Origin of the sequence: Polyangium sorediatum (genome assembly GCF_029946465.1) — a bacterium.
Classification (GTDB): Bacteria; Myxococcota_A; Polyangia; order Polyangiales; family Polyangiaceae; genus Polyangium; species Polyangium fumosum.
The window spans coordinates 18385-41624 of record NZ_JARZHI010000072.1 but is presented as its reverse complement, the minus strand read 5'-3'; the positions used below and the strand labels follow the sequence as shown (position 1 = coordinate 41624).

The 23240-nt window shown below is 68.6% G+C and carries 22 protein-coding genes; 10 read left to right on the top strand and 12 right to left on the bottom strand.

Translation table 11 applies throughout. From position 1 onward, the window contains the following. The first annotated feature begins 4 nt into the window (after window positions 1-4). Entirely contained in the window at window positions 5-595 is a 591-nt protein-coding gene (locus QHF89_RS41635) for a GDSL-type esterase/lipase family protein (protein ID WP_284721618.1), read from the top strand. Window positions 596-910: 315 nt separating this feature from the next. Beyond that, window positions 911-2089, top strand: a complete 1179-nt coding sequence (locus tag QHF89_RS41630; protein ID WP_136972044.1) for a hypothetical protein — start codon at window positions 911-913, stop codon at window positions 2087-2089. A gap of 25 nt (window positions 2090-2114) precedes the next feature. Here the strand turns inward: QHF89_RS41630 and QHF89_RS41625 are convergent, their stop codons facing one another. After that, on the bottom strand, window positions 2115-2777 hold the full coding sequence (locus QHF89_RS41625; protein ID WP_136972045.1) for a hypothetical protein: 663 nt from the start codon (window positions 2775-2777) through the stop codon (window positions 2115-2117). Between the two features lie 136 nt (window positions 2778-2913). Between QHF89_RS41625 and QHF89_RS41620 the strand changes: the two genes are divergently transcribed. Genes QHF89_RS41620 through QHF89_RS41610 form a run of 3 tightly spaced genes read left to right on the top strand, consistent with a single transcriptional unit; the run spans window position 2914 to window position 6554 of the window. Then, complete coding sequence (locus tag QHF89_RS41620; RefSeq protein WP_136972046.1) at window positions 2914-4602, top strand: amidase; 1689 nt, start codon at window positions 2914-2916, stop codon at window positions 4600-4602. Between the two features lie 45 nt (window positions 4603-4647). After that, on the top strand, window positions 4648-5901 hold the full coding sequence (locus QHF89_RS41615; protein WP_136972047.1) for an ABC transporter permease: 1254 nt from the start codon (window positions 4648-4650) through the stop codon (window positions 5899-5901). Continuing rightward, entirely contained in the window at window positions 5901-6554 is a 654-nt protein-coding gene (locus tag QHF89_RS41610; protein ID WP_136972048.1) for an ABC transporter ATP-binding protein, read from the top strand. The genes QHF89_RS41615 and QHF89_RS41610 overlap by 1 nt, the downstream gene beginning before the upstream one ends. Here QHF89_RS41610 and QHF89_RS41605 read toward each other — a convergent pair. After that, window positions 6487-7587 (bottom strand): acyltransferase family protein, encoded by a 1101-nt coding sequence (locus QHF89_RS41605; RefSeq protein ID WP_136972049.1) that lies wholly within the window; start codon window positions 7585-7587, stop codon window positions 6487-6489. The genes QHF89_RS41610 and QHF89_RS41605 overlap by 68 nt on opposite strands. Further along, window positions 7587-8558, bottom strand: a complete 972-nt coding sequence (locus tag QHF89_RS41600) for a hypothetical protein (protein ID WP_136972050.1) — start codon at window positions 8556-8558, stop codon at window positions 7587-7589. The genes QHF89_RS41605 and QHF89_RS41600 overlap by 1 nt, the downstream gene beginning before the upstream one ends. A 216-nt stretch (window positions 8559-8774) precedes the next feature. Here QHF89_RS41600 and QHF89_RS41595 point away from each other — a divergent pair, with 216 nt between their 5' ends. Further along, window positions 8775-9119: a BPSL0067 family protein gene (locus QHF89_RS41595; RefSeq protein ID WP_136934359.1), complete on the top strand. Its 345-nt coding sequence runs from the start codon at window positions 8775-8777 to the stop codon at window positions 9117-9119. A 186-nt stretch (window positions 9120-9305) separates the two neighbouring features. On the opposite strand, the gene QHF89_RS41590 is transcribed toward QHF89_RS41595, so the two are convergent. Next, the gene (locus QHF89_RS41590) at window positions 9306-10778 is read right to left on the bottom strand and encodes a flavin monoamine oxidase family protein (RefSeq protein ID WP_136972051.1); all 1473 of its coding nucleotides are present in this window, start codon (window positions 10776-10778) and stop codon (window positions 9306-9308) included. A gap of 239 nt (window positions 10779-11017) precedes the next feature. On the opposite strand from QHF89_RS41590, the gene QHF89_RS41585 reads away from it, so the two are divergent. Continuing rightward, entirely contained in the window at window positions 11018-11380 is a 363-nt protein-coding gene (locus QHF89_RS41585) for a cupin domain-containing protein (RefSeq protein ID WP_136934361.1), read from the top strand. A gap of 3 nt (window positions 11381-11383) precedes the next feature. On the opposite strand, the gene QHF89_RS41580 is transcribed toward QHF89_RS41585, so the two are convergent. The 3 genes from QHF89_RS41580 to msrB form a co-directional block, all read right to left on the bottom strand. Further along, complete coding sequence (locus QHF89_RS41580; RefSeq protein WP_284721617.1) at window positions 11384-12079, bottom strand: DNA-binding protein; 696 nt, start codon at window positions 12077-12079, stop codon at window positions 11384-11386. A gap of 47 nt (window positions 12080-12126) precedes the next feature. Next, on the bottom strand, window positions 12127-12795 hold the full coding sequence (locus QHF89_RS41575) for a hypothetical protein (protein WP_136972052.1): 669 nt from the start codon (window positions 12793-12795) through the stop codon (window positions 12127-12129). A 143-nt stretch (window positions 12796-12938) separates the two neighbouring features. Next, window positions 12939-13331, bottom strand: coding sequence for a peptide-methionine (R)-S-oxide reductase MsrB (gene msrB, locus QHF89_RS41570; protein WP_136972053.1), 393 nt, complete (start codon window positions 13329-13331; stop codon window positions 12939-12941). 143 nt (window positions 13332-13474) lie between these two features. Between msrB and QHF89_RS41565 the strand changes: the two genes are divergently transcribed. After that, window positions 13475-14086: a Uma2 family endonuclease gene (locus QHF89_RS41565; protein ID WP_284721616.1), complete on the top strand. Its 612-nt coding sequence runs from the start codon at window positions 13475-13477 to the stop codon at window positions 14084-14086. Between the two features lie 6 nt (window positions 14087-14092). Here QHF89_RS41565 and QHF89_RS41560 read toward each other — a convergent pair whose 3' ends face one another. From QHF89_RS41560 to QHF89_RS41545, 4 genes are read right to left on the bottom strand one after another with little or no spacing between them, the layout of a single operon-like run. Beyond that, window positions 14093-15253: a homogentisate 1,2-dioxygenase gene (locus tag QHF89_RS41560; protein ID WP_136934364.1), complete on the bottom strand. Its 1161-nt coding sequence runs from the start codon at window positions 15251-15253 to the stop codon at window positions 14093-14095. After that, window positions 15250-16404 carry a 4-hydroxyphenylpyruvate dioxygenase family protein gene (locus QHF89_RS41555; protein ID WP_136972054.1) on the bottom strand — a complete coding sequence of 385 codons (1155 nt, stop codon included), beginning with the start codon at window positions 16402-16404 and terminating at the stop codon, window positions 15250-15252. The genes QHF89_RS41560 and QHF89_RS41555 overlap by 4 nt, the downstream gene beginning before the upstream one ends. Window positions 16405-16462: 58 nt before the next feature. Next, the gene (gene maiA / locus QHF89_RS41550) at window positions 16463-17122 is read right to left on the bottom strand and encodes a maleylacetoacetate isomerase (protein WP_136934366.1); all 660 of its coding nucleotides are present in this window, start codon (window positions 17120-17122) and stop codon (window positions 16463-16465) included. Further along, a complete protein-coding gene (locus QHF89_RS41545) occupies window positions 17119-18096 on the bottom strand; it encodes a fumarylacetoacetate hydrolase family protein (protein ID WP_136972055.1) in 978 nt (325 codons plus the stop codon). Before QHF89_RS41545 ends, maiA begins: the two co-directional genes overlap by 4 nt. Before the next feature lie 255 nt (window positions 18097-18351). Between QHF89_RS41545 and QHF89_RS41540 the strand changes: the two genes are divergently transcribed. Together QHF89_RS41540 and QHF89_RS41535 are read left to right on the top strand one after the other, a co-directional pair. After that, complete coding sequence (locus QHF89_RS41540) at window positions 18352-18822, top strand: hypothetical protein (RefSeq protein ID WP_136972056.1); 471 nt, start codon at window positions 18352-18354, stop codon at window positions 18820-18822. Window positions 18823-18879: 57 nt separating this feature from the next. Then, window positions 18880-20445 (top strand): serine hydrolase, encoded by a 1566-nt coding sequence (locus QHF89_RS41535; RefSeq protein WP_136972057.1) that lies wholly within the window; start codon window positions 18880-18882, stop codon window positions 20443-20445. A gap of 87 nt (window positions 20446-20532) precedes the next feature. Here the strand turns inward: QHF89_RS41535 and QHF89_RS41530 are convergent, their stop codons facing one another. After that, window positions 20533-22770, bottom strand: coding sequence for a DUF3160 domain-containing protein (locus QHF89_RS41530; protein ID WP_136972058.1), 2238 nt, complete (start codon window positions 22768-22770; stop codon window positions 20533-20535). Window positions 22771-23240: the final 470 nt, after the last annotated feature.

The following is a 23240-nucleotide window of genomic DNA, read 5'->3' as shown; positions in this document are numbered from 1 at the left end:
GGCGATGGGCGATTCCCTCACGGATGCCCGCTCCCACGGCGGCAAGTTCCTCGACTATCTCCACGCGCATTGCCCCGAGAGTCGATTCGACAATTACGGCATCGGCGGACAGATGGTGAACCAGATGCACCGCCGCTTCGCGCGCGACGTGCTCGGCGAGCCCCCGCCTTCGGACAAACTGGCGTACACCCACGTCATCGTCTTCGGCGGCGTGAATGACCTTTACAGCGACGAGACGGCCTTCCGCACGCCCAAGCTCATCCAGAACGACCTCGCGGGGATGTATACCCTCGCGAAGGGGCGCAAGATGCAGGTCGTCGCCTTGACCGTCGCGCCCTGGGGCGGTTTTTCCAAATACTGGAACGACAAGCGCGCGGCGGCCACGGCGCAGGTGAACGAGTGGATTCGCGCGCGCAAGGCCGCGGGCGAGGTCGATCACGTGGTCGACGCTTTTGTGTTGCTCTCGTGCGGCAATCCGAACCGGCTTTGCCCCGAAGATGCGGCGCCCTTCAAGGACGGGCTGCATTTCGGGCCGAAGGGACATGAAAAGCTCGGCGAGGTGCTTTTGCGCGAGGTGTTTGCGGATTGCCGCTGAGGGAAGCGCGCCAGGCCCCTCGAAGAAACGGAGAGCCCACATCTCCCCTTCGCGACCCCCGCGAAGCCGTCCCGCATCGAACGAGCCCGCTTCCCGACCCCCGTGAAGCCGTCGCTCTGTGTGCGGAACTACGGACCGGCCGCCGCGAAGCCTCTCCGTGACGTACGGAACGCCGTCGCGGGCGTCGGTGTCGCGTCCTCTTCTCTACGTCACGCCCGCGCGACGCGTCCGGGCTGGACACGGTCGGGCCGTGGCGCGTGAGGTTCCTCTCTCGAACGAGGCGTGGGCGCATCGGATCACGTACATTGCCCCCGCATGGGGTTCGTCGAGGAGCTGAAACACGGACGGCGTGGCGTTCGATTCGCCGTGCCGCAGGGGTTCGAGGTCTCGGAGGAGACCGACCGCTCCGCCCTGCTCGTCGACAAGGCCCGCGGCTTTTCCCTCTCGCTCGGGGTGTTCACGCACCGCCTCGACCTCCTGCCCGCGCACGACGCGCTCCTCCGCCGCGACGTCGAGCGGCACGCCCGGGACCTCTTCGAAACGTGCTTCCGATCGACCCCGCCCGCGGATCCAAAGGCGCGTCCCCGCACGGACGACAAGGCCTGGTCGCCGGTCGTCGAGGTCGCGCCGGTCACGATCGGCGCCGCCCGCGCGCTTCGCGTGGTGCATCGCCTCTGGTACGAGCCGGGCCGCGAGACGTTGATGGGCCACCTCCTCGTGCCGCTCGCGCGGGGCCTCTTCGAATGCCGCGTCCTGCCGCCCACGTCGCGGCTGACCGGCGTCCGCGAGGCGGCCGTGGCCGATCGCGCGGCCGCCTCCCTCGCCGGCACGGATCCCGCGGCCTTCTTGCGGGCCATCGATCAACGCGCCTCCGACGATCCCGCGCTCGACGCCTCGTTCCCGCGGCATCCGCTCAGCGTGGCGCGAAAGGGACTTCAGCTCCTGCTCGAAGAAGCCGCGCTCGAAATCCTCGAGCCCGACGTGGCGACGCGCCCCGGCGAGGTCGAGATCACGGCCGCCGGATTCGCCGTCACGCCGCCGCCTCGGTATCGGCTCGTCGAGAAGGATCCGCCTTCGCCGAAGCTCGCGTCGTGGAGCCGCGTTTCTTTCTCGGGGACCGATGGAATCCAGCTCCTCACGGTCTCGCGGACGGGGACGCGCCTGCCCGCGCGCAAGGGTCGACAGCTCGCGCGGATCGCGGAGGAGCTCACGCGCGCGTCCGTGCCCGCGGGCGCCGAGGCCGTACGCGTGAGCGCGGTCGCGCTCCCGGACGAACGCGGGCGTTCGCATGCGGAGACGTATCACGCCTATTCGAAGGGCGCGTCGCGGCAACAATCGCTCTTTCGCTGGTTCACCGAGCCCGATGGCGAGGTCGTGATGATCGCGCTCGGCGCGGCGATGTGCGTGCCCCTGGACGAGCTCGCGGAGGACGCGGAGGCCGTGGTGCGATCGTTCCGGCGGCTCGGGGCGAAGAAATGGTGGCAGATTTTTTGAACCGCCGGCCTTTCGGCCATGCGCATCAATCCGAGCTGGGGCACGAGAGGGAGAGGTTTCCGTCTTCGTCCTGCATGCAGATCGGGCACATCGCCAGGTCCTTCCAGCAGGTGCAGTCCTTCGGCATTCCTTGCGGCTGGCATTCGGCGGGCAGGGTCACGCACGCGTACGAGAAATAGACGGGATCGTTCGTGCAAGCCTCTTGCCCGACGGCACAGAAGAACGGTCCACACGCGAAATGCCCCGCGGGCGCCGCGCAGGTGCCCGTCGTGCCGAGGTCGACCCCCGCGGCGCGCGCGGCGCATGCGTCGGGATACACGGTCCCGTCGCATCCGCACACGGGCTTTGCGTCGGGCGTGCACGGGGGAACCACCTTGCACTCACTCTTCTCGCCCTCGGACCCGCAAGCGCCGAAGCTGTCGTACGCGCAATAAGACCCGTCCGCGCAAGGGGCCTCCGGGCCGCATTGTTGTCCACCGGGATCGCCGGGGTCGAACCCGCCGCCGCCTGCGCCGCCTGCGCCGCCCGTGCCGCCCGTGCTGCCCGTGCCGCCCGTCGCTCCCGATCCGCCCGCGGAGCTGCTCCCCGTGGACGCAGGTTCTACCTCCGGCGCACACGCCCCGATCGTCGCCGCGCTTCCCAGGAGCCAAACCAGCCACGTCGCCCCGATGCATCTCGCGTATCGCATGACACCCTCTTCCCGCGGATAAAGTAGCGCGGATCCTTTCGAGCGGGACGACGATTCGGAGGCCCCCACGACGGACCTGTTGCGCACCGCGGTTCGAGGACACTACGATGCGTCCCTCGCTCCACCGCGTTCCGCCATGACGTACGATCTCAAGACCGCCAATGCCCCCCGCATGACGGGCCTCGCGCTCGAAGCCGCAGCGCTCGCCCTCGAAAACCCGGCCACGGGGCACCTCCTCGGGCAGAAGCTCCTGAAGGACCTCGGCATCCTGGAGCTCCGGTACTCGCTCCTCCCCGAGGCGCCCTCCGTCGCGCCGACCCTGCCGCGCCCCGCGAGCTTTTCGGCCGCGGCCGCGCCGCCCGTCGACCTCGAAGGCCTCGCGCGCTCCGCCCGAAAGACCCCGGGGTTCGCCTTCGAGTCGGCCGTGGACTTCGTCGCCGCCTACCGCGAGGGGCGAACCGATCCGGTGGAGGTCGCCGAGCGTTTCCTCGCGGCGGCTCTGCGTCTCGACACCGGCGAGCGCGCGCTCCGGGTGTTCATCGAGCGAAACACCGATCGCCTGCTCGCCGCGGCGCGCGAGAGCCGCGAGCGCTATCGCAAAGGCGCGCCCCTCGGCCCGCTCGACGGCGTGCCCGTGTCCGTGAAGGACGAGCTCGACGCGGAAGGGTATTGCACGACCGTCGGCACGCGGTTCTTGAAGCTCCGGCCGACCGAGGACGCGACCACGGTCCGCCGCCTGCGCGAGGCCGGCGCGTTGATCCTCGGCAAGGTCAACATGCACGAGATCGGGATCGATACCTCGGGCTTCAATGCCCACCACGGGACGCCGACGAACCCGTATGCGCCGGGGCATTACACGGGCGGCTCGTCGAGCGGATCGGCCGCCAGCGTCGCGGCCGGGTTTTGCCCGATCTCGATCGGCGCCGACGGCGGCGGCTCGATCCGCATTCCCGCCGCGCTCTGCGGCATCGTCGGGCTCAAGGCCACGTGGAGCCGCATCAGCGAGCACGGCGCTTATCCGCTCTGCGCCAGCGTCGGCCACGTCGGCCCGCTCGGCGCCACGGTGCGGGACGTCGCCCTCGCGTATGCCCTCATGGCCGGCCCCGACGCAAAAGATCCGAATTCGCTCCATCAGCCGCCCCATCACCTCGACGGCCTCGGCCGCGAGGACCTCGAAGGCGTGCGCATCGGCGTGTATCGCCCCTGGTTCGAGCACGCCACGCCCGAGATCGTCCGCGCCGCGGAGGGCGCGATCGAGCTTTTCCGCTCCCGGGGCGCGAGGATCGTCGAGGTGGAGATCCCCGAGCTCGAGCGTGCGCGCGTGGCGCAGGGCGTCACCATTCTCTGCGAAATGGCGTCGGGCATGGCGCGGCTCGACGCCGAGCACCGGAAATCGTTCGGGCTCGGCGTGCGGATCAACCTGGCGATGGGGCGGGCGATCGCGGGCATCGATTACGTGCAAGCGCAGAAGGTGCGGACGCGTTTCTCCGAGCACCTCGCCCGGGTGTTCCAGGCGGTGGACGTGATCGTCACGCCGACGACCGCGCTCACGGCGCCGCGCATCGCGGACGACGTGTTTCCGCGCGGCGAGAGCAACCTGGAGGTGACGAGCGGGCTCATGCGGTTCGTATATCCGGCGAACCTCACGGGCAACCCCGCGCTCAGCGTGCCCGGCGGGTATGGCGCGAGCGGGCATCCGATCGGCATTCAGCTCCTCGGGCGTCCCTGGGAAGAGCACCTCCTTTTGCGTCTGGGGGAGGTGCTGGAGCAAAACGTGCCGCGGAGGGCGCCGTCGATTCACGTGCGGCTGCTCGAAGGGGCCTGACGCGCATTGACAACGAGCCCACGCCCCGGAGACGATGCCCCGCGCATGGAGGCAGCCCCGCTCCCGCGTTCGCGCTCTCGCCTCGGGCCGCTCCTCTTTCTCGCCCGAAAGAGCCTGCTCGGGAGCCGCTTCACGTTCGCGCTGCTCGTCCTTTCGGTCGCCGCGGGCGCAGGGTTTCAGATTCCCAATACGGCGAACCTCGCCGGCTTCTCCGAGGCCCTGCTCGAAGAGGAGCTGCGGCACGGGGGCGGTGACGTGCGCGTCGAGCCACGGGAGAAGCGGCACTTCGAGGACGGCGCCGCCGCGGCCGCGCGGGTGTCCGAGGCCGCAGGCGCGTCCGTCCGCGCCGCCGTGCCCGTCCTCGTCCTGCCTGGCGCGGTCGGCAAGGGCGGCCGGTTCCAGAATGCGCTCGTCTACGGCTACGACTTCCCCGGGGAGCCCGCGCTGCGGCCCTTTCACTTGACGAGCGGCGCGCTCCCCGCGCCCGGCGATACGAACGGGGTCCTGCTCGGCACGTCGCTCGCGAACCGGCTCGGTGTGAAGGTCGGCGACGCCGTCGACCTGCGGATCATCCTCGGCGGCCCGCCCGGCGGCGCCGGCGAGGCTGTGGGCGGTCCGCCCGGCGGCGCCGGCGAGGCTGTGGGCGCGACCGTCATGACCGTGCGGGGCCTCGTCTCGGGCAGCGCCGGCGCCTACCGCAGCGCCTTCCTCGACCGCGCCTCCCTCGCCGAGAAGACCGGCGCCCGGGCCGCCGCCTCCGCCATCCACGTCCACCTCGACGACCACTTCGCCGCCTCGGACCTCGCCCCGCGCCTCGAAGCCCGCCTCCCCGAGGCCCGCGCCGTCGGCTGGAAGGAGGACGACCCCTACGTCACGAACTACCTCGCAGCGAACCGCACCATCAACGCCGTCTCCTACGCGATGGTCGTCGCGGCGATCAGCATCCCGGTCTGGGCCCTCTTCCACATCCACGTCCTCGGCCGCCGCCGCGAGATCGGCATCCTCGCGGCGCTCGGCTTCTCCCGCCGCGAGATCTTCGGGCTCTTCCTCCTGCAGACCCTCGTCGTCGCGCTCGCCGGGCTCAGCGCGGGCGCGGCGCTCGGCTACGGCATGTTGCTCTACTTCGACGCCTACCCGATCTTCTCGTGGGAGGCGCTCGTCGTCCGCCCCGTCGTCACGGCGGCCGTGCTCGCCGGCCCTTGCCTCGCCGTCCTCGCGACGACGTTGCTCGCCGGCAGCGTCCCGGCCTGGCGCGCGGCCCGCACCGACCCGGCGCGGGTTCTCCGAAGGATCGACTGATGCCGAAGGTTCTGCGCTGCGAGAGCCTCGTGCGCCGTCTCGGCGGGCATGACGTCGTCCGCGGCGCGTCGCTCGACCTCGACGAGGCCGAAGCCGTCGCGCTCGTGGGCCCGAGCGGCTGCGGCAAGACGACGTTGCTCCAGATGATCGGCTTGCTCGATCGACCGAGCGCCGGTCGTGTCGTCCTCGCTGGTCACGACGCCTGGTCACTCGACGATGCAGTGCGCGCCGAGGTGCGGCTCGCGTGGATCGGGTTCGTGTTTCAACAGAACAACCTCGTCGAGGCGCTGAGCGCGCGGGAGAACGTGGCGCTGCCCGCGTGGCGGCTCGGCTCGTCGCGCCGCGAGGCCGAGCGCGCGGCGGACGCGCTGCTCGAACGGTTCGGCCTCGCCGCGCGCCGCGACGCGCCTGCATCACAGCTCTCCGTGGGCGAGGCGCAACGCGTGGCCATCGCCCGCGCGCTCGTGAACCGCCCGCGCCTCGTGCTCGCCGACGAGCCAACGGGCAGCCTCGACAGCACGTCGGCCGACGTCGTGATGGAGGCGCTCGCCGCGGCCTCGGCCCTCGGCGCGGCGCTGCTCGTGGTCACGCACGATCTGCGGATCGCGGCGCGAGCGGGCCGGACCTTGGAAATGCGCGACGGGCGGTTCTGAGGAGCAGGAACGCGGCGAGACAAATGGCCGCCGTGAGCGTCACGACGCCCGTGTACTTCAAGGGACCCGGCCACGCGAGGCGTGCGGCGGCGATCTGGAGGAGGACGACGATCGGCAGGTGCGTGACGTACACGAAGTACGACGCATCGGCGAGCAAGCGGACGAGCGGGCGCGCGCGGGTGACGAGCCGGCCGCACGTGCCGAGAAAAACCGCGACGGCGAGGCACGAGAACGCCGCGCTCGTGACGAGCGCCCACGCGGGCGCGCGCGCAGGGGCGCCCGCCGCCGTGCTCGCGAGGAGCGGGGGGACGAGCGCGGCGAGCAGCACGAGCGCGAGCCCCACGAGCCACGGGAGCCTGCGCGTATACGCCGCGAGGCCTTCGGGATCGAGCAGCCACCCCCACGCGAAAAATACGGCGAAGTAAGCTGCGATCTGCGGTTCGACGAGGAACGAGAGCGGCGTGTCGAGCTGGAGCTTGCCCGCGACGAGCAGGACGACCGACACGGCGGCGATCGCGATCGCGGGCAAGGCGAGGGGCGCGCGCGCGGGGCGACGGGGCAGGACGGCGGCGAGCGTCGAGAGCAGGAGCAGGTAGTAGAGGAACCAGAGGTGCGCGAGCGTGACGGGGAGCTCGGAGGCATGCAGCGCGGGCACCTGGCTGCCCACCGCGGCGCGGCCTTCGAGGGTTCGTCCGTGGTCCCAGAGCGCGTTCATCGCCGCGGAGACCGGCACGAGCGCGAGGAGCAACGGGACGAGCACACGCGTGGCCCGCTCGCGGGCAAACCCCCGGAGGCCCCGGCGCGTGACGATGCCGCGCGAGACCATGCCGGAGAGGAGGAAAAAGACCGGCATCAGGAACGCGCGGCCCACCCACACCACGAAGTCCGCGGCGAGGTGCGTCGACCGATCCTTGATCGCCCAGCCGATCGGCGTCTCCAGGAACGAGAGCAGGCCGTGCAAGAGGACGACGAGCCCCGTGGCGAAGGCGCGCGCGCCGTCGAGCGCGTGGATGCGCCCCTCCTCGCGCTCCATCAGCCGCGCGGCCCCTGGGGGCGTTCGGCGTGCTCGCAGAGCAGACCTCCGAGCAGGTGATACTCGAGGTAGGCCCGCGCGACGTCGATCGCGCCGTCCATCTTGGCGCTCTTGCCGCCGAGCCCGATCTCGCCTTCGCCTTTCTGGAAACGAAACGCGAGCGTCTCACCCGCGCAAAACCCGCGCGTCATCACGGGTTCGAGCAGCGGCTCTCGATCGAGCCCGAACAGGAACAGATCCCGCTGCACGATCGACGAGAGTTTGTCCGAGAGCGCCGTGAGCGAGAGCTCCCACGCGCCCTCGCGTAGCATCGCGGCGACGGAGCCTTGGCGGATGAGGTCGGCGTTTGCTCCATCGAGGGATCGCAGCTCCGCGCGCACGAGCATCCAGGCGAGCCCGAGCGCGCCGAAGCCGAGCGAGAGATCCGCGACGCGATAGCCTTTCCGGTGCGGATCCTGAAACGAGCCGCGCGTGTTGTCGCGCATGGCCATGAGCGCCTTCACCACGCGATGCGCGATCGATGGCGCACGCACGAGCGCGCGCGCGCGTTCTTCCGTGTAGACCGTCTCGGGCCGCGGTCCTCCCTCGACGACGACGTCGAAGGGCTCGAAATCGGCGTCCGCGAGCGGCTCCTGTGTGCGCAGGTGCCGGTGCAGATCGAGCGACAGCGCGTCGCCTTTCTTGAAGATTTCGAGGTGGATCGCGATCGGCGTGCGCGCGCCCGTCGTCGTCGTGCCGTCAGCGAGGAACTCGAGATCGGCGATCAGCGTCTTTTCCAGGTAGCGGCGCGTGTTCTTCACCGTGATGCGCCGCGCGCGCCGATCGATCGTCACCTCGGTGTCGTCGTTCTCCAGCGCGAGCCGGTTGCTCTCGTTCGCGCCACGTCTGCCGACGCCCGCGAGCGGGCAAACGATGCGGCCGGGAAAATATCGTACGCCGCGTCTCCCATGGGTCTCGATGTCAGGCAACATTACGATGGTCCGGCTGGAATCATGCCGCGAGCGTGGTCCTGATCGTGTCGAAAAGCATAACGCACCTTGTCGAAGTTGTGTCGGTGTTAGATGTCTAACGAATAAATCGTTATCGAGGCGCGCGCGCGGCTTGTGGGTCGGCTTTGATCGCTTGTAACCTTTTCAAGTTCCGTGGCGCCATGTAGCGCCACCACAAACTCAAGAGAGGAGCCCTTCATGGCGTATCGCACGAACACCCCGGAGCTTTACGAAGGCAGGCATTACGGCGAGAGCGAGCAGTGCGTCGCGCTCGTCAAGTTCGCCTGCGGCGCGCCCCACACCTCGGCGTGGAAGAAGGGCGCTCTCGTTCTCGGCAACGCGGCGATCCTGCCCGGCACGGCGATCGCGTGCGGCTGGGAGGACGGTCGTTACATGAGCCGCGCGCGTGGCAACCACGCGGCGATCTACCTCGGCCAGTTCGGCAACACGATCGAGGTCGTCGATCAGTGGTCGGGCGAGCCGGCGAAGCGCCGCTACAAGACGCACAAGCCCGAGAAGGCGTACTACATCATCGAAGGCTGAGAGGTGTATTCCCCAGGCTGCTGCGCGGCTCGATGCGTCGGTCGGCCTCGCTCGACGTACAGAGTACGCCTCGCTCGGCCTTCCTAGCCTCGAGCCGCTCGCGACGCCTGAGGAATACCCCTGGAGACGAAAGCCCGCTCGTGCTGGAAGGCGCGAGCGGGCTTCGTGTTTTTCCGGGGCGGGCGATCAAGCCTTCTGCAGGATCTCGTCCGCGGCGCGTTTGCCGCTCTCGATCGCGCCCTGCATCCAGCCGGCCCAGATCGAGGTGTGCTCGCCGGCGAAATGGATCCGGCCCTCCGACCGCGGGATCACCGCCATCATCCACCACTGGTTCGGCAGGATCTCCGTCCACGCGCCCTGCGACCACGGATCCTCGGCCCAGACCTTCATGTGGAACGAAAGCTTCTCGGCCTCGATGTCCGGGAAGAACTTCGCCATCTCAGCCTGGATGTACGCCTCGCGCTCGGGCGCGGCGAGGGCTGCGAAGTCGTCGGCATTCTCGCTTTGCATGTACGCGAGCAGGAGGCCCGTGTCGCCAGGCTGGGTCGCGCTCAGATCCCAGACGCGCTCGGCCTTCGTGTCCGTCTTCGCGAGCTTGAGCCCGCCGAGCTCGCCGAGCGGATCGTTCTTCCAGAATCGCGTCTTCGTCTGAAACATGGCGCGCGACGCCGTCATCATGTGGACCTCGTCCATCGCCTTCTGCTTGTCGTCCGGCAGCGCAGGCGAGAACGCGACGTCACGCAGCGGCTTGAAGGGGATCGTGCAGACGAGGTAATCGGCCTCGTACGTCTCCGACGTACCCTTTGCGTCGACCGTGACCGAGACCTTCGTGTCGTCCTGCGTGATCGATTTCACGACCCGCTCGAACTTCACCTTGCCGTCGAGTTTCTCGGCGAGCTTCTGCGCGATCTGATCGTTGCCGCCCTGGACGTGGTAGGTGAGGTCCCAGTCCTGGTCCGCGACCTCGAGCGCCATCCACGCGAGGCAGCCGATCTTGTAGACCTCGGTGCCGTTGTCCGACACGTAGAGCGGGAGCCACGCCTCGGTCGCGCCCTTTTCCTTGAGGAAATCGGTCATGACCATTTTGTCGTATTGCTCGAGGATGCCCTCGCGCGGGAAGCTCCCGTCTCGGGGATTGCCGAACGCCTCGAAATTGGCCGCGATGTACGTCGACCACATGCCGAGGCCTTCCATGGCCTCCTCGGGCGAGAGGCCCGCGAGCGGCCAGGGCGTGCCCTCCGTGTGAACGAAGCGTTGGCCCCCCAGGTAATACAGCGGCGTTCCGCCCGGGAACTCTTCGAGCTTCAGGCCGAGCTCCTCGACGTAGGCGATCGTGTGATCGTGCACGTCTGGAATACGCGTCGCCCCGAGCTCGGCATACTGGCCGTTCTCGAAGCCATCGCGCTGGGTCAGGACGCGGCCGCCGGCGTGGGCTTGCGCCTCCAGCACGGTGACGTCCCATCCCTTCTTTTGAAGCTCGTACGCCGCCGAGAGCCCGGCGAGACCGCCGCCGAGGACGAGCGCCTTTTTCGTCGATGCAGGCGGATTCGCCGGCGGTTGCCCGTCGTCCGACCCGCAGCCCGGCAGGTACACGGCGACGCCGGCCGCAGACAGGAGCTCGAGGAAGCGACGGCGATCGAACCTGGTCTTGCTTTTCATGAGGACCTCTTTGCGTTGCGCCGCATCCGCGCCGGGCGCCACGCGACCTCCCCCATGCCCCAATCCCGTCCCTGCGGCAATCAGGGTCGCACGGTATCGGCGTATCCACGAACGCTCCTATGTGTTCAAATTTACTAGGTAATTGTACTGCGCCAAACGCATGGCGTGAGCGTGGTTCCCCCTCTCACGTCGTCGCGAAAGGATTGACGCGGATGTGCGTCTCGGTTTACGCCCCTCGTATGCCGACCTTCATCGAGAAGCCGAGCCGCATCGAGGCGGCCGGGAACAAGCCGAAGCTCATCGACGAGTACGTGGGGCGCATCAACACGCGGACCGAGGGCGCGAGCGTGGCCCACATGCGGAGCCCCGGAGGCTGGGTGGAGCCCGGCCAGCGGCCGGCGTTCGACGAGTTCACGGTCGTGCTGCGCGGGTCGCTGCACGTCGAATACGAGGGAGGAGCGGTCGACGTGCGCGAAGGGCAGGCGATCATCACGCACAAGGGAGAATGGGTCCGCTACAGCACGCCCGGCGACGAGGGCGCGGAGTACATCGCGGTCTGCCTGCCGGCCTTCTCGCCCGCGACGGTGAACCGCGACGCCTGAGCCTCAGGGAGAGGGCGGCGGCACGATCACGAGATCCACCGCGCCGCGCGGGGCAATCTCGTACCTGTCGAGGTATTGCTGGGCAAACCCCGTGATCTCCACGGCGGTGCCCTTCGTGAGCTTCGTCGTATCGATGAGGGGTTTGTTGCCCGCAAAGCACACGTAAATCTCGACCTCGCCGGAGCCGTCGTCCACGTACGCCTTGATCCCATAGGGTTTGTCCTCGACGATGGGATTCGATACGATGCCCTTCACGCGGACGAGCAGGCCCTCGGTTGATTCGTTCACCTCGCCCGTCGCGACGTCCTTCGGCGTGACGGCCTCGATTCCCTGCAGGAGCTCGGGGCCGGTGACATTCGTGACGAGCACGGTCTGCTTGGAGACCTGCGCGATTTTGCCGATGACGCGGATCTTCGCCCCGATGAGGATCTTCAGCTCCTCGTAGAGGCTGACATAAATGCCGCCGGTATCGTCCTGGATCGCGAATCCGAAGTCCCCCGTGGCCGTGACGAACGTGCCCGCCGGGACGCTGACGAACCCCTCGATCTGCGTGTATTCATCCACGGGCAGGGCGCGGGCTTCGGCGATGGGGACGACCTCCGGAGCGGGGAGGGGCTCCGACGTCGGGAGCTCGTCGGAGCCGCAGCCGTTGAGAAGCGCGGCGAGGGGAACCACGAGGAGGAGAGCGCGGGGGTGCATCCGCAGGATCTACCGCGCCGGGGTCGTGCCGCGCAAGGCAGAGGGCTTCAGGGATAGACGGGGCAGCGCGGCGCGGTGTATTCGCCGTTGGGATTGGCAGCCCAGAGCGGGCCCGTGAGCTCGATCCGGAAACGCACCTCGGTGTCGTCGATCGAGAGGATTTCCAGCGTGCCCGCGCCGATCGACCCGCCGCCCCACGGGCAATCCTCGGGGTTCGGCGAGTTCATGTCGCCGGTCTCGGACATGTAGCTGTACGCCAAAAGCTCCGGGCTCTCGAGGTCGTAGACGCCGACCTGCTGCAGCGCCGGGGGGAGCGCGATGCTGAGCTGAAAATGACCGCCGCAGGTCAGGTCCGTGGTGGGAGAGCCGCAGGAGGTGCCGAGGTCGGAGATGCGAAGGAAGAGGTCGTCTGGATTCAGCTCCGGCTCAGCGCCCGAGCTGACGGAGGTGCCGCCGGTCGGATCCTGGTTGGCCCAGTATTCGTCCCAAAGAACTTCGAGCTGCGCGCGGGTGAGGGCGACCGCGGGCTGCGCCGGATCGGGGGTGTCGTCGCCGCTGGAGGTGCTGCCGCCGGCACCGCCGGCACCGCCGGTGCCGCCCTGGCCGCCGGTGCCTTGGCCGGCGTTTTTCTCATTGCTGCCACCTTGGACGACGTAGTTGCCGCAGGCGGCGAGGAGGATGGGGAGGAGAACGAAAGGAAGGCGCTTGAGGTTCATGCCCGCGACATGAGCACGTTCCGGGCCAGGCTGGAGAGCTTGGGATTTCGCGGCTTTGTGGGGATCTGTGCCAGGTGTGTCGGCACATTGTGTCCAGGTGTGCCGAGATGGGACGGGAGAGGTGGGCGCTTGGCCCAACCGCTTTACCGCGGCACGAAATCCAGCGACGCCGAATTGATGCAATAGCGCATCCCCGTCGGAGGCGGGCCGTCGAGGAAGACGTGTCCGAGGTGGGAGTCGCATTTCGCGCAGCGGACCTCGGTGCGGTGCATGCCGTGGCTCGTGTCTTCGATCTCCTTGACGATGTCCTTCGCGATCGGGGCCCAGTAGCTCGGCCAGCCGCTGCCGGAGTCGTATTTGGTGGTCGAATCGAAGAGCGGCTCGCCGCAGCAGACGCAGACGTAGCGCCCGTCGGCCTTGTGGTTCCAGAACTTGCCCGTGAAGGCCCGCTCGGTGCCGCCGCATCGGCTGACGCGGTATTGCTCGGGAGAGAGGCGCTCGCGGTAGGGATCCTCGCGCTCGGGTTGGCTCGACATGAGAAAGGTCCTCCGGCCCGCATCCTAGCGCGAGGCGCCCCGCCGTTCGAGCCCCGCCGAACGAGCAGGGCCGAGGCGCGCTTGACGGGCCTCGGGGGAGGCTGTAGCGGCTAGGAGGCCCCTGCTGATGGAGGTGTGACGCCGTGGCTGCCAAGATGCCCCTCGTGACCGAGGACGAGTACATCGAGCGCGAGCGCAAGAGCCTGGTCAAGCACGAGTTCTGTCGTGGTGTGATCACGGCGATGGCCGGCGCCTCGGCGCGGCACAACGCGCTCTGCGCGAACATGATCGGGCTCCTCTTCGGCGCCCTTCGTGGAGGCCCATGCGCCGTCCTGACGAGTGATCAACGCGTCCACGTCGAGGCGACGGGGCTCTTCACCTACCCCGACGTCGTGGTCGTCTGCGGCGCGCCGCAGTTTCACGCGAAGTACCGCGAGAACCTCTTGAACCCCCGGGTCCTCGTGGAGGTCCTCTCGCCCACGACGGCGCGGCACGACCAGACGTCCAAGTTCTCCCATTATCGGATGATCCCCTCGCTCGTCGAGTACGTGCTCGTGTACCAGGACGAACGACGGATCGAGCACTACCGGAAGCTTCCCACGGGGCAATGGTTGCTCACGGAGTGCACGGGCGAGGAGGCGAGCGTGGAGCTGCCCGCGCTCGGATGCACGATCCAGCTCACCGACGTGTATGCAGGGGTCGACCGGTTCGCGCCGGAGGCAGAGCGCCAGGGAAATGAGGGGAACGAGCCCTGAGCGGGCTCACCCCTCGACGAAGCTGTCCTGATACCCCGGATCCTCCGCCCCGAGCGCGGCCTCGGTCGGGAGGAGCGGATCAAACGTATCGATCATGACCGCGAGCTCGCTCGTCTCCTTCGTGCCGATGCTGGCCTCGTAGGAGCCCGGGTGCGGGCCGTGCGGGATGCCCGCCGGGTGGTGGGAGATGCTGCCCGGTCCGACGCCGCGGCGGGACGTGAAGTTGCCGCGGCAATAAAAGAGGAACTCGTCGCAGTCGTACGACGAATGCGGGTACGGGCAGGGGATCGCCTGCGGGTGGAAATCGACGACGCGCGGGACGAAGCTGCAAATGAGCGCGCCGCGCGCGGCGAAGGTCCCGTGCCAGTCGGGCGGCAGGTGCACGAGGCCCGCCCGCGGCTGGAAGTTCAGGATCGGGAAGACGAACGGATAAACCGTCCCGTCCCAGCCGACGACGTCGAGCGGCGAATGCGCCATCGAGAAGCCGTGGAAGCCGCCGTCGCGCTTGACCACGAGCTTGCGGATCCCCTCGTCCATGGGCCCGACGAAGCTCGGCTTCTTGAAGTCGCGGTGGCAGTACGGCGCGTCCATGCGGAGCTGCCCGACGTCGTTGCGCCATTTCGAGGGGATGTGGATCCCGCCGATGGCCTCGATGCACAGCCACGATTGCAGGCCCGCGTCGGGGATGAAGCGATAAAAGAGGCCCCGCGGGACGTAGATGTAATCGTCCTTCTCGTACCGGAGGTCGCCGAGCATCGTCCGCAAGAGGCCGCTGCCCTCGAAGACGTAAAAGAGCTCGTCGGCGTCGGCGTTCGAGAAATAGACGGGATCGGGCGCGTCCGGGCGGGCGATGCCGAGGACGACGTCGCCGTTGTAGAGCAGAGGGACGCGCCCGTCGATCTGCGGGCCGCTCGGCGTCGGGACCGAGGTCGATCGATAATGGCGCTTCGCCAGGGGGCGCTGCGGGGCCGGCGTCGGGAGCGCGAACCCGTGTTCGGCGGGCGCGACGCGGTGCTCGTGCGGGCGCCGCTCGTGATACGCAATGGTGTAGGGCCCGTCGAACCCGCGACGCGTCAGGCACTCCTCCCAGCGGAGCGCGCCTTTCGCGTCGCGGAGCACCGTGTGGTGCTTCGGCGGCAGCTCCCCGAAGGCGAGGCGCTCGATCACGCGACCTTGCCTTCCGTCTTCTGCTGCCGCTCGATGCTCTCGAAGAGCGCGCGGAAATTGCCGCCGCCAAACCCGCGATCGCCCTTGCGCTGGATGATCTCGTAGAAGAACGGACCGGCGTGCGGATCCCCGTGCGTCCCGGAGGACTCCTTGAGGAAGATTTGCAGCAGGTATTTGCCCTCGGCCTCGCCGTCGACGAGGACTTCGAGGTTGCGCAGCACGTTCACGTCCTCGTCGATCTGCTGGACGCCGAGCGACTTCAGCCGCGCAGGCAGCACGTCGTAATACGAGCCCGGCGTCGGCATGAACTGGATGCCGAGCTCGCGCATGTGCTTCACGCTGGTGAGGATGTCCTTCACCGCGATCGCCGCGTGCTGGACGCCGTCGCCGCGGTGCTCCTCGTTGAAGATGTTGATCTGCGAGCTCTTGAAGTACGGCCGATACGGCTCGTTGTTCGCGAACTTCACGCCCGAGGCCGGATCCCACATGACGGCCGAGCGCAGGCCGGAGCCGTGATCGCCGCCCTTCTTGACGTCCTCGGTGTGGAACTGGATCTCCCAGAACCGCTCGAACCCGAGCACGTGCTCCATCCAGAGCAGCGCGGGCGCCATCGTCTGGAAGTTCGTCGTGATGTGATCGAAATGCGTGAAGCCGAGTGAGTTCTTGCCCCCGCGCGGCGTGTCGTAATGCACCGCGCCCGGGAAGAGCTTGCGATACCCCTTGCGCTCGACGAAGCGGAACGTCGTGTCGCCGAAGGGCGACGTGACCGAGAACGAGGCGAACTCGCCGCCGTCCTCCTTCACGCGTGTGATCTCGTCGATGGGCGTGCCGCCACGCCCGTCGAGCAGGCGGAACGCGCGCTCGATGTCCTCGACCTCGAAGATGAGCGTGCCGACGCCGTCCGGGTGCTTGCGGAGGTACCGCCACGCCCGCCCGCCCTCGCCGAGCGGCTGCGAGCACATGACGATGCAATCGCCCGCGCGGAAGACGACCGAGCGCTGCTTGGCCGCCTCCTCGAGCTCGGGGCTCGAATGGGCGATCTCCTCGAAATCCAGCTTCTCCGTGTAGAACTTGCGGCTCCGCTCGAGGTCGCGGACGTAGTAGTGAAGCGCCTCGAGGCGCTTGATCCCGATGGATTCCACCTTCGACATGATTTCGATGTCTCCTTCAGCCATGCAACGTTCGGGGGCTACGCTCGGACGAGCCGAGCTACGCCCCCGACCCCCCGACGACGGCATCAATCTGCTTGTCCGGATGAGCGGCCTGGAAGGCCGGTAACGACGCGCATTGCTCCTCGATGCGCACGAGCGAGGGGAACGTGGTGACATCCACGCCGAAGCGCCGCGCTGCAAAAAGTTGGGGCACGAGGCACGCGTCCGCCACCGTGGGCGTGTCGCCCACGGAGAATCGACCCTGGACGGGCTCGGCGAGCGCCTGGAATGCGGCGAGGCCCTTCTCGATGAAGCGGCGCGCGAACGCCTGCTCGTCGCCGCCGAGTTCGGTCTTCACGAGCTTGAGCACCGAGAGGTTCTGGAAGGGCTGGATGCCGGCGTTGATGGTCTCGGCGAGCTGCCGCGTCCGCGCGCGGAGGAACGAATCGGCCGGCAAGAGCCGCGGCTCGGGATATCGCTCCTCCAGCCATTCGATGATCGCGAGCGATTGCCCGAGCTCGTGCGTGACGCCGCCTTCCTCGACCACGAGCGTCGGCACCTGGGCCATCGGGTTTTTCGCGCGGTAGTCGTCCCGGAACTGCTCGCCGCCGTCCTTGACGAGGTGGACGGGGATATACTCGAAGGGGACGCCTTTGAGGTGAAGCGCGATCCGCGCGCGATAGCTGCAGGAGCTACGCCAGTATCCGTAGAGCTTCATGGAGAGACCACCTTCTGCTCGATGCGGCCAAAGATGTCGCGCCCGTCTTCGCCCCGCATCTCGATGGCGATGGTGTCACCGGGCTTCATGAACGGTGTCTTCGGCGCGCCCTCGTCAATGGTCTCGATCATGCGGCGCTCGGCGAGGCAACTCACGCCGCGCGCGCGATCGACGTTGGAGACGGTGCCGCTGCCGAGGATCGTCCCGGCGCCGAAGGCGCGGGTCTTCGTGATGTGCTCGATGAGCTCGAAGAACGAGAAGTGCATCTCGGGCCCCGCCTCGGGATCACCGATGAGCGCGCCGTTGTAGGTCGAGCAGAGCCGGAGATGGACGCGGCCGTCGCGAAACGCGCCGCCGAGCTCGTCGGGCGTGACCGCGAAGGGCGAGAACGCCGTGGCGGGCTTCGATTGGAAAAAGCCGAATCCCTTGGCGAGCTCGGCAGGGACGAGGTTTCGCAGGGTGATGTCGTTCGCGAGGCAGAGGAGGCGCACGAAGCGCCCGGCGTCTTCCTTTTTGGTGCCGAGCGGGACGTCGCCGAGGATCACGCAGACCTCGGCCTCGAAATCGAGCCCCCAGCGCGCGTCGTGGAGGACGATGTCCTCGCGCGGGCCGAGGAGCACGGAGGAGCCGCCCTGGTAGACGAGCGGATCGGTGCGGAGCGTCTCCGGCGGCTCGGCGCCGCGGGCTTTGCGGACGAGGACGATGTGGTTGATGTACGCGGAGCCGTCGACCCACTCGGAGGCGCGCGGCAGGGGCGACGCGAGCTTCGTGAGGTCGAGGGGCTCGCCGGGGATCTCGCCCCGATCGAGGCGGGCGGCGAGGTCCCGCAGGCGCCCCTCGCTCTCGTCCCAGCGATCGAGCGCGGCCTGCATCGTGGGGATGTCAGCCGGCGCTGGGGTGAAGACTGCGCCGTCGCCTCGGACGACGATGAGCGTGCCGTCCCTTCCCGGTCCTCGTAGGCTCGCGAGCTTCATGCGTTCCGTTCTCTCCGCCGTGCTTGGCGTGGGTCGGGTAGCACGAAGGGGGAGGGAGGTTCAACCCCGGAGGCGGGGCCCTTGCAACCGTGTGGCGGGCATCCCGAGACCGTCGCAACCGTGGGGCGGGCATCCAGCGACCCTCTCCAGGACCCTCCAACCATCTGCAATTGCGTTCTCCGACCGTGTCGGGTAGGTCGCGTGCGCACGTTCGGGGGGCGGTCCCCGAGCCAAAGCACCAGGAAGACGACGGACATGAACAAGCTCGTTTTTGCATTCGCAGCGCTCGCACTCTTCGGTTGTGGCAAAGAGGAGGCGGCCCCGAGCCCCGCCGCCGGCTCGTCCGCGAAGGCCGCCGCCCCGGCTGGCTCCACCACGCCTGCGACGGCCGGGGCCACGCCGGAAGCCAAGCCGGAAGCCAAGCCCGCCGCGCAGAAGGGCCTCGAAGCGGGGCAGGTCGTCCTCGGCTACCTCCGCGACCCGAAGGACGAGGGGCAGTGTGCCGCCCTCGTGGCGCCCGAGGCCGAGAAGGCGAAGTTCGACGAAGCCAAGATCGCCGATCTCGCCAAGACGCTGAAGCTCGACGTCGCGAAGTCCTGCCCGAGCGAGGGCGTCGTGGGCGTGTGTTATGCGATGGGGATGCTCGTGAATTACAGCGGGCCGCAATACACCAAGGAGTCGGCCCAGGCGGATTGCACGAAGGGCCGCGGCAAGTTCATCGAGTGAGGTTCGTGCCGCCGAAGGGGCTATCGCCACGCCCACGGCGGGTTTAGGGTCGGGGGCGTGTTGCGCCGCTCCGCGATCCTCGTCTCCGCCCTCCTGGCGTCGGCCTGCGCGTCCGCGCCGCCGCCCCTCCCGCCTGACAAACCCGCGCCGCCGCCGCCCGTCGAGGCCTCGCCCGCGCGCGTGGATCCGCTCGCCGGCCTCGACGTGTACGCGGCGGAGACGCTCGCAGCTTGGAAGGCGCCGGGCATGGCGATCGCCGTCGTGCGCGGCGACGAGGCGGGGGGCCACGTCGTGCTCGCCCGCGGCTACGGGACACGCGAGCTCGGCGGTACGGCGCCGGTCGACGCGCACACGCGTTTCCCCGTCGCGTCGCTCACGAAGACCTTCACGGCCGCGGCCGTGGGCAAGCTCGTGGAGGACGGCAAGCTCGGCTGGGACGACCCGATCAAGCGCCATTTCCCCGGCTTTTGCGTGAAGGACCCGCACGTCGGGGCCACGCTCTCGATCCGGGACGCGCTCGCGCACCGGAGCGGGCTCGAAGAGTCCGCGGATCTCTTGTGGCTCGGCACCGGGTTCGACCGCGGCGAGGTGATCCGGCGCCTCTGCGAAGTGGGCCAGGAGGCGCCGCTCCGCGCGAAGTTCAGCTACAGCAACGTGCTTTATACCGTGGCCGGCGAGCTTTCGGCGCGCGCGTCGGGGCAGACCTGGGAAGAGCTCGTGACCTCCCGCCTGCTCGACCCAGCCGGGATGCGCGAGAGCGGCTTCGGCGCGCCCGCGCCGGGCGGCGAGAACAGGGCGAGCCCCCACGCCGAGCGGGACGGCGTCCTCGCGCGGATCGCGCCGCGCGACGTCACCAACATCGGGCCCGCGGCAGGGCTCGTGACGAGCGCACACGACCTCGCGCGCTGGCTCTTGCTTTTGCTCGGACGCGGCGCGATCGAGGGCAAACGTGTCCTCGCGGCGGAGGTCGTCGATGCGCTGTTCACGCCGACGACGATGGTCGGCCTCCGGCCCTGGCAAAAGGAGCTCTACCCGGAGAGCCATTTCCTCGCGCAGGGGATGGGCTTCATGCTCCAGGATTACCGCGGCCGGCTCGTCGCCTGGGGGACGGGCGGGATCGACGGGTATTCGTGCTCGATGGCGCTCCTCCCCGAGGAGAAGCTCGGCATCGTGGTCCTCACGAATGTCCCGTTCACGGGGTTGCCCGAGGGAATGGTGTTCCGGCTCGTCGACGCGCACCTCGGCGCGCCGCCGAAGGACTGGAGCGGGAAACGCCTCGCCTTGTCGCTCGCGAGCCGGGCGCGGGGCGCAGCGGCGCGCAAGGAGCGCGAGAGCAAACGCGAGACGACGGCGTTCCCCGTGCCCATGGAGAAGTTCGGAGGGGTGTACGCCTCCCCGAGGTTCGGCGACGCCGTGATCGAGCCTCGGGACGGGGGGCTCGGCTTGCGCTTCGCGAAGGCGGCGCGCGCGACGCTCGAGCCCTTTCGGCCCGGGGCGCTCCTCGCCCGCTTCGAGGACGCGGACCTCGGGACGTCGCTCGTGACGTTCACGGTGGATGCGCGTGGCGTGGTGACGAGCTTTTCGCTGGAGGATCACGGGGCGTTCACGCGCGTCACGCGGTGAGGGGGCGCCGTCCGCGCCGGATGTGCCGCCGTGTGCCGCCCGGCGTCGAATCCGGGCGGCCACGTCAGGGCAGGCGGGAGGCGTCTCTCAGCGGGAGACGAGGTCCGTCATCCACGGCACGTCGGCGGGCGTCGCGCCCTGGAGGCCCTGCGCCCATTCTTCGTCGGTCATTCGCTCGAAGTTCGACGTGATCTTCTCGAAATAGGACGAGGCCAGGCCCACGAAGGCCCGCGGCGTGCCGCACGGGTCCGCCGTCACGACCATGAGGCGCGGCAGGCCCGTCCCCACGTGCAGGACACGGCCGACGGGGTTGCCGACCTCGTCGGTCGGCTGCGTGTGCACGTCGGCGATCGTCGGATCCTCCTGGACGCTCTGGAAGTTGTCGAAGAACAGGTTCGCATACCAGCCCGTCGCGCCCTCCGGATCGCCGCAGCCCATTTGCACCTTCACGGCCTGGTTGATGAAATCGAGGTGCTCTTGCGTGAGCGGGATGCCCTCGCGCTCGTTCTTCGTCATCTCGCCGAGCTTCTGCGCGATGTCGCGCAGCGTGGCGAAGTATTCCGGCAGCCGCTGGGCGAGGTAGGCGCTGCTCGAGAGATCGAGGGTCCCGACCATTGCGGAGCCGTGCTCGGCGAGCTCGGCGATGCGGGCATAAAAGCCCGGGTACGGGTCCACGAACGCGTCCGGGAACTGGCACGAGGCGCCGCCCGTGTACGATTGCTTCGCGTAGAGCAGCGTGTCGTGCCGGAGCTCGGCCCAGGACGCGAATTGCGTGTTCATGAGCCTGCGGCCCCAGGCCTCCGTCTTCGCGACCCCGGGCAGGCCCGCCGTATCGCCCTCGAGCGTCTTGTTCGGCGAGAGCTCGCGGAGCGAGACGAGCCAGCGGTTGTAGAGGTTGTCGTTCCAGAACGATTCGGGGTGCGCGTCGACGAGGACGCGCATCATGTGGAGGTCCGGCGCGTACTTGAACTGCTCGAGCTCGGGGAGCAGGAGCTGCCCGGCCTGATCGTTGCCGAGCGCGGCGAAGCCGACGTCGAGTGGGTTCGGCATCATCCGCTTGACGGCGCCCTTCTGCACGCGGTCGTAGACCACGTTCGAGAAGACGTGCGAGTCGACCACGTACCGCTGGCCGAAGAGCGCGAAGCTCGACGAGAGCGGCAGCGTGCCTTGCCCGAGGCCGTTGATCATGATGTGGCTCGAGATCCGCTGCGTGCCGTAGCCTTTTTGCAGCACGGTCTGGGCGATCTTGGCGTCGTCGAGCCCGGCGAGCCCCGCGGCGTCGGCCACGCCGAGATCCACGAGCAGCTTGTCGAGCTGGGGCAAGGTCATGTAATCGCTTTCGCCCACGAAGGAGCGGATCGCGTTGTCGATGCGGCTGTGGCGCTTCTGCTGCTCGCCCTGCGCGAGGGCGTGGAGGACGTAGGCGCCTTCGAGTTGCCTGCGCTGGAAGAGCTGCGAGCCGTCGCTTTGGGTCTCGACGATGCGGAAATCGATGCGGCCGAGCCACATCATCGCGCGGAAGTAACGCTCGAGCTCGGGCGAGTCCGTGTAGTGGCCGCGCGGCTCGAACTGCGAGTAGTCCACGAGCCGATCGCTGCCGAAGAGGCGCGTCTCGCCCATTCCCTGGTGGGCCTTCGCGCCGTCCACGAGCGCGACGATGTTCGACTCGTTCGCGCCCGCGACGGGCGGGACCGCCTGGTCGGTGAGGAGCGAGAGCGCCACGGCCGTGAAGAGGTCCGCGTCCGCGCGTGCCTCGACGCCGAGCGCGGAGCCGCCGCCGGCCGCGAGCTCGGCGCGCATCGATTCGAGCAGCGTCTTCAGCTCGGGCGCGAGGGACGCGAGCTCGACGGCCTTCAGGATCGCGTCGTAGGAGCGGTGGACGGCGTAGAGGATCGAGTCCGCCGACACGTAGAGCGGCAAATCGAGCGCATAAATGCTCTCGTAGCCGTACACGAACGTGGGGAATTTTTTCTTCTCCGAGATGACGAAGCCATTCTTCTGGAGCTTCTGCATCTCGTCGGCGTCGAGGCCGAGCGAGGAGGCCTGGATCAGCGGGAGGCCGTCGGCCTGCGTGGGATCGTAGGAGAGGCCATTCGTGAAGGAGACCGCGTATTGGTTCGTGAAATCGGCGGCGGTCATGTTCGCCGATTTTTGCGCCTCGGCGAGGAGCGCGTCGAGCTCGGCCTGTTGATCCGGCGCCATCGGCGTGGGCGGGATGGCCGTTCCGTCGGGCTTCCTGGGTTGATCTTCGAATGTCGTGAAGCAGGCGGTGGCGAGGACCGCGAGGAGCGGGACGGAGCACAAGCGAAGCAGCGGCGTGCGCATGTTGGATTTCCCCTTTCGCGGCGGCTCGAATCGCCGCGCGCGCCGTGGGCCTAGCAAGGCGCGTGCCCCGCGCGCTCGCCTGGTATGTTCAGCTTGAACCGATCTTCGCCTGGCAGCGCACCGGACCCCGCGTGCGCGTGTTGCAAACGCGGATCGCGGCGCGTCGGACCCCGCGTGCACGCGTTGCAAACGGGTTTTCGACCGTGCACGAGCCGTCTGCACGCGTTGCAGACGGGTCTTCGACTGTGCATGGAGCCGTCTGCACGCGTTGCAAACGGGTCTTTGACCAACATAGAGCCGCTTGCACGCGTTGCAGACGGGTCTTTGACCATACATGGAGCCGTCTGCACGCGTTGCAGACGGGTCTCCGACGTAGGTCGTGCCGTTTGCACGCGTTGCAGACACCTTTCGGAGCGCGCCGAGCGCCGATTTCACGGGGAGGGGAGGTCAACGGTCGTCGGTCGTGGAGC

Excerpts from the sequence above, each read along its gene's own strand:
- QHF89_RS41635 (WP_284721618.1), top strand. The coding sequence starts at position 5 with ATGGGCGATTCCCTCACGGATGCCCGCTCCCACGGCGGCAAGTTCCTC.
- QHF89_RS41630 (WP_136972044.1), top strand. The coding sequence starts at position 911 with ATGGGGTTCGTCGAGGAGCTGAAACACGGACGGCGTGGCGTTCGATTC.
- QHF89_RS41625 (WP_136972045.1), bottom strand. The coding sequence starts at position 2,777 with ATGCGATACGCGAGATGCATCGGGGCGACGTGGCTGGTTTGGCTCCTG.
- QHF89_RS41620 (WP_136972046.1), top strand. The coding sequence starts at position 2,914 with ATGACGTACGATCTCAAGACCGCCAATGCCCCCCGCATGACGGGCCTC.
- QHF89_RS41615 (WP_136972047.1), top strand. The coding sequence starts at position 4,648 with ATGGAGGCAGCCCCGCTCCCGCGTTCGCGCTCTCGCCTCGGGCCGCTC.
- QHF89_RS41610 (WP_136972048.1), top strand. The coding sequence starts at position 5,901 with ATGCCGAAGGTTCTGCGCTGCGAGAGCCTCGTGCGCCGTCTCGGCGGG.
- QHF89_RS41605 (WP_136972049.1), bottom strand. The coding sequence starts at position 7,587 with ATGGAGCGCGAGGAGGGGCGCATCCACGCGCTCGACGGCGCGCGCGCC.
- QHF89_RS41600 (WP_136972050.1), bottom strand. The coding sequence starts at position 8,558 with ATGTTGCCTGACATCGAGACCCATGGGAGACGCGGCGTACGATATTTT.
- QHF89_RS41595 (WP_136934359.1), top strand. The coding sequence starts at position 8,775 with ATGGCGTATCGCACGAACACCCCGGAGCTTTACGAAGGCAGGCATTAC.
- QHF89_RS41590 (WP_136972051.1), bottom strand. The coding sequence starts at position 10,778 with ATGAAAAGCAAGACCAGGTTCGATCGCCGTCGCTTCCTCGAGCTCCTG.
- QHF89_RS41585 (WP_136934361.1), top strand. The coding sequence starts at position 11,018 with ATGCCGACCTTCATCGAGAAGCCGAGCCGCATCGAGGCGGCCGGGAAC.
- QHF89_RS41580 (WP_284721617.1), bottom strand. The coding sequence starts at position 12,079 with ATGCACCCCCGCGCTCTCCTCCTCGTGGTTCCCCTCGCCGCGCTTCTC.
- QHF89_RS41575 (WP_136972052.1), bottom strand. The coding sequence starts at position 12,795 with ATGAACCTCAAGCGCCTTCCTTTCGTTCTCCTCCCCATCCTCCTCGCC.
- msrB (WP_136972053.1), bottom strand. The coding sequence starts at position 13,331 with ATGTCGAGCCAACCCGAGCGCGAGGATCCCTACCGCGAGCGCCTCTCT.
- QHF89_RS41555 (WP_136972054.1), bottom strand. The coding sequence starts at position 16,404 with ATGTCGAAGGTGGAATCCATCGGGATCAAGCGCCTCGAGGCGCTTCAC.
- maiA (WP_136934366.1), bottom strand. The coding sequence starts at position 17,122 with ATGAAGCTCTACGGATACTGGCGTAGCTCCTGCAGCTATCGCGCGCGG.
- QHF89_RS41545 (WP_136972055.1), bottom strand. The coding sequence starts at position 18,096 with ATGAAGCTCGCGAGCCTACGAGGACCGGGAAGGGACGGCACGCTCATC.
- QHF89_RS41540 (WP_136972056.1), top strand. The coding sequence starts at position 18,352 with ATGAACAAGCTCGTTTTTGCATTCGCAGCGCTCGCACTCTTCGGTTGT.
- QHF89_RS41530 (WP_136972058.1), bottom strand. The coding sequence starts at position 22,770 with ATGCGCACGCCGCTGCTTCGCTTGTGCTCCGTCCCGCTCCTCGCGGTC.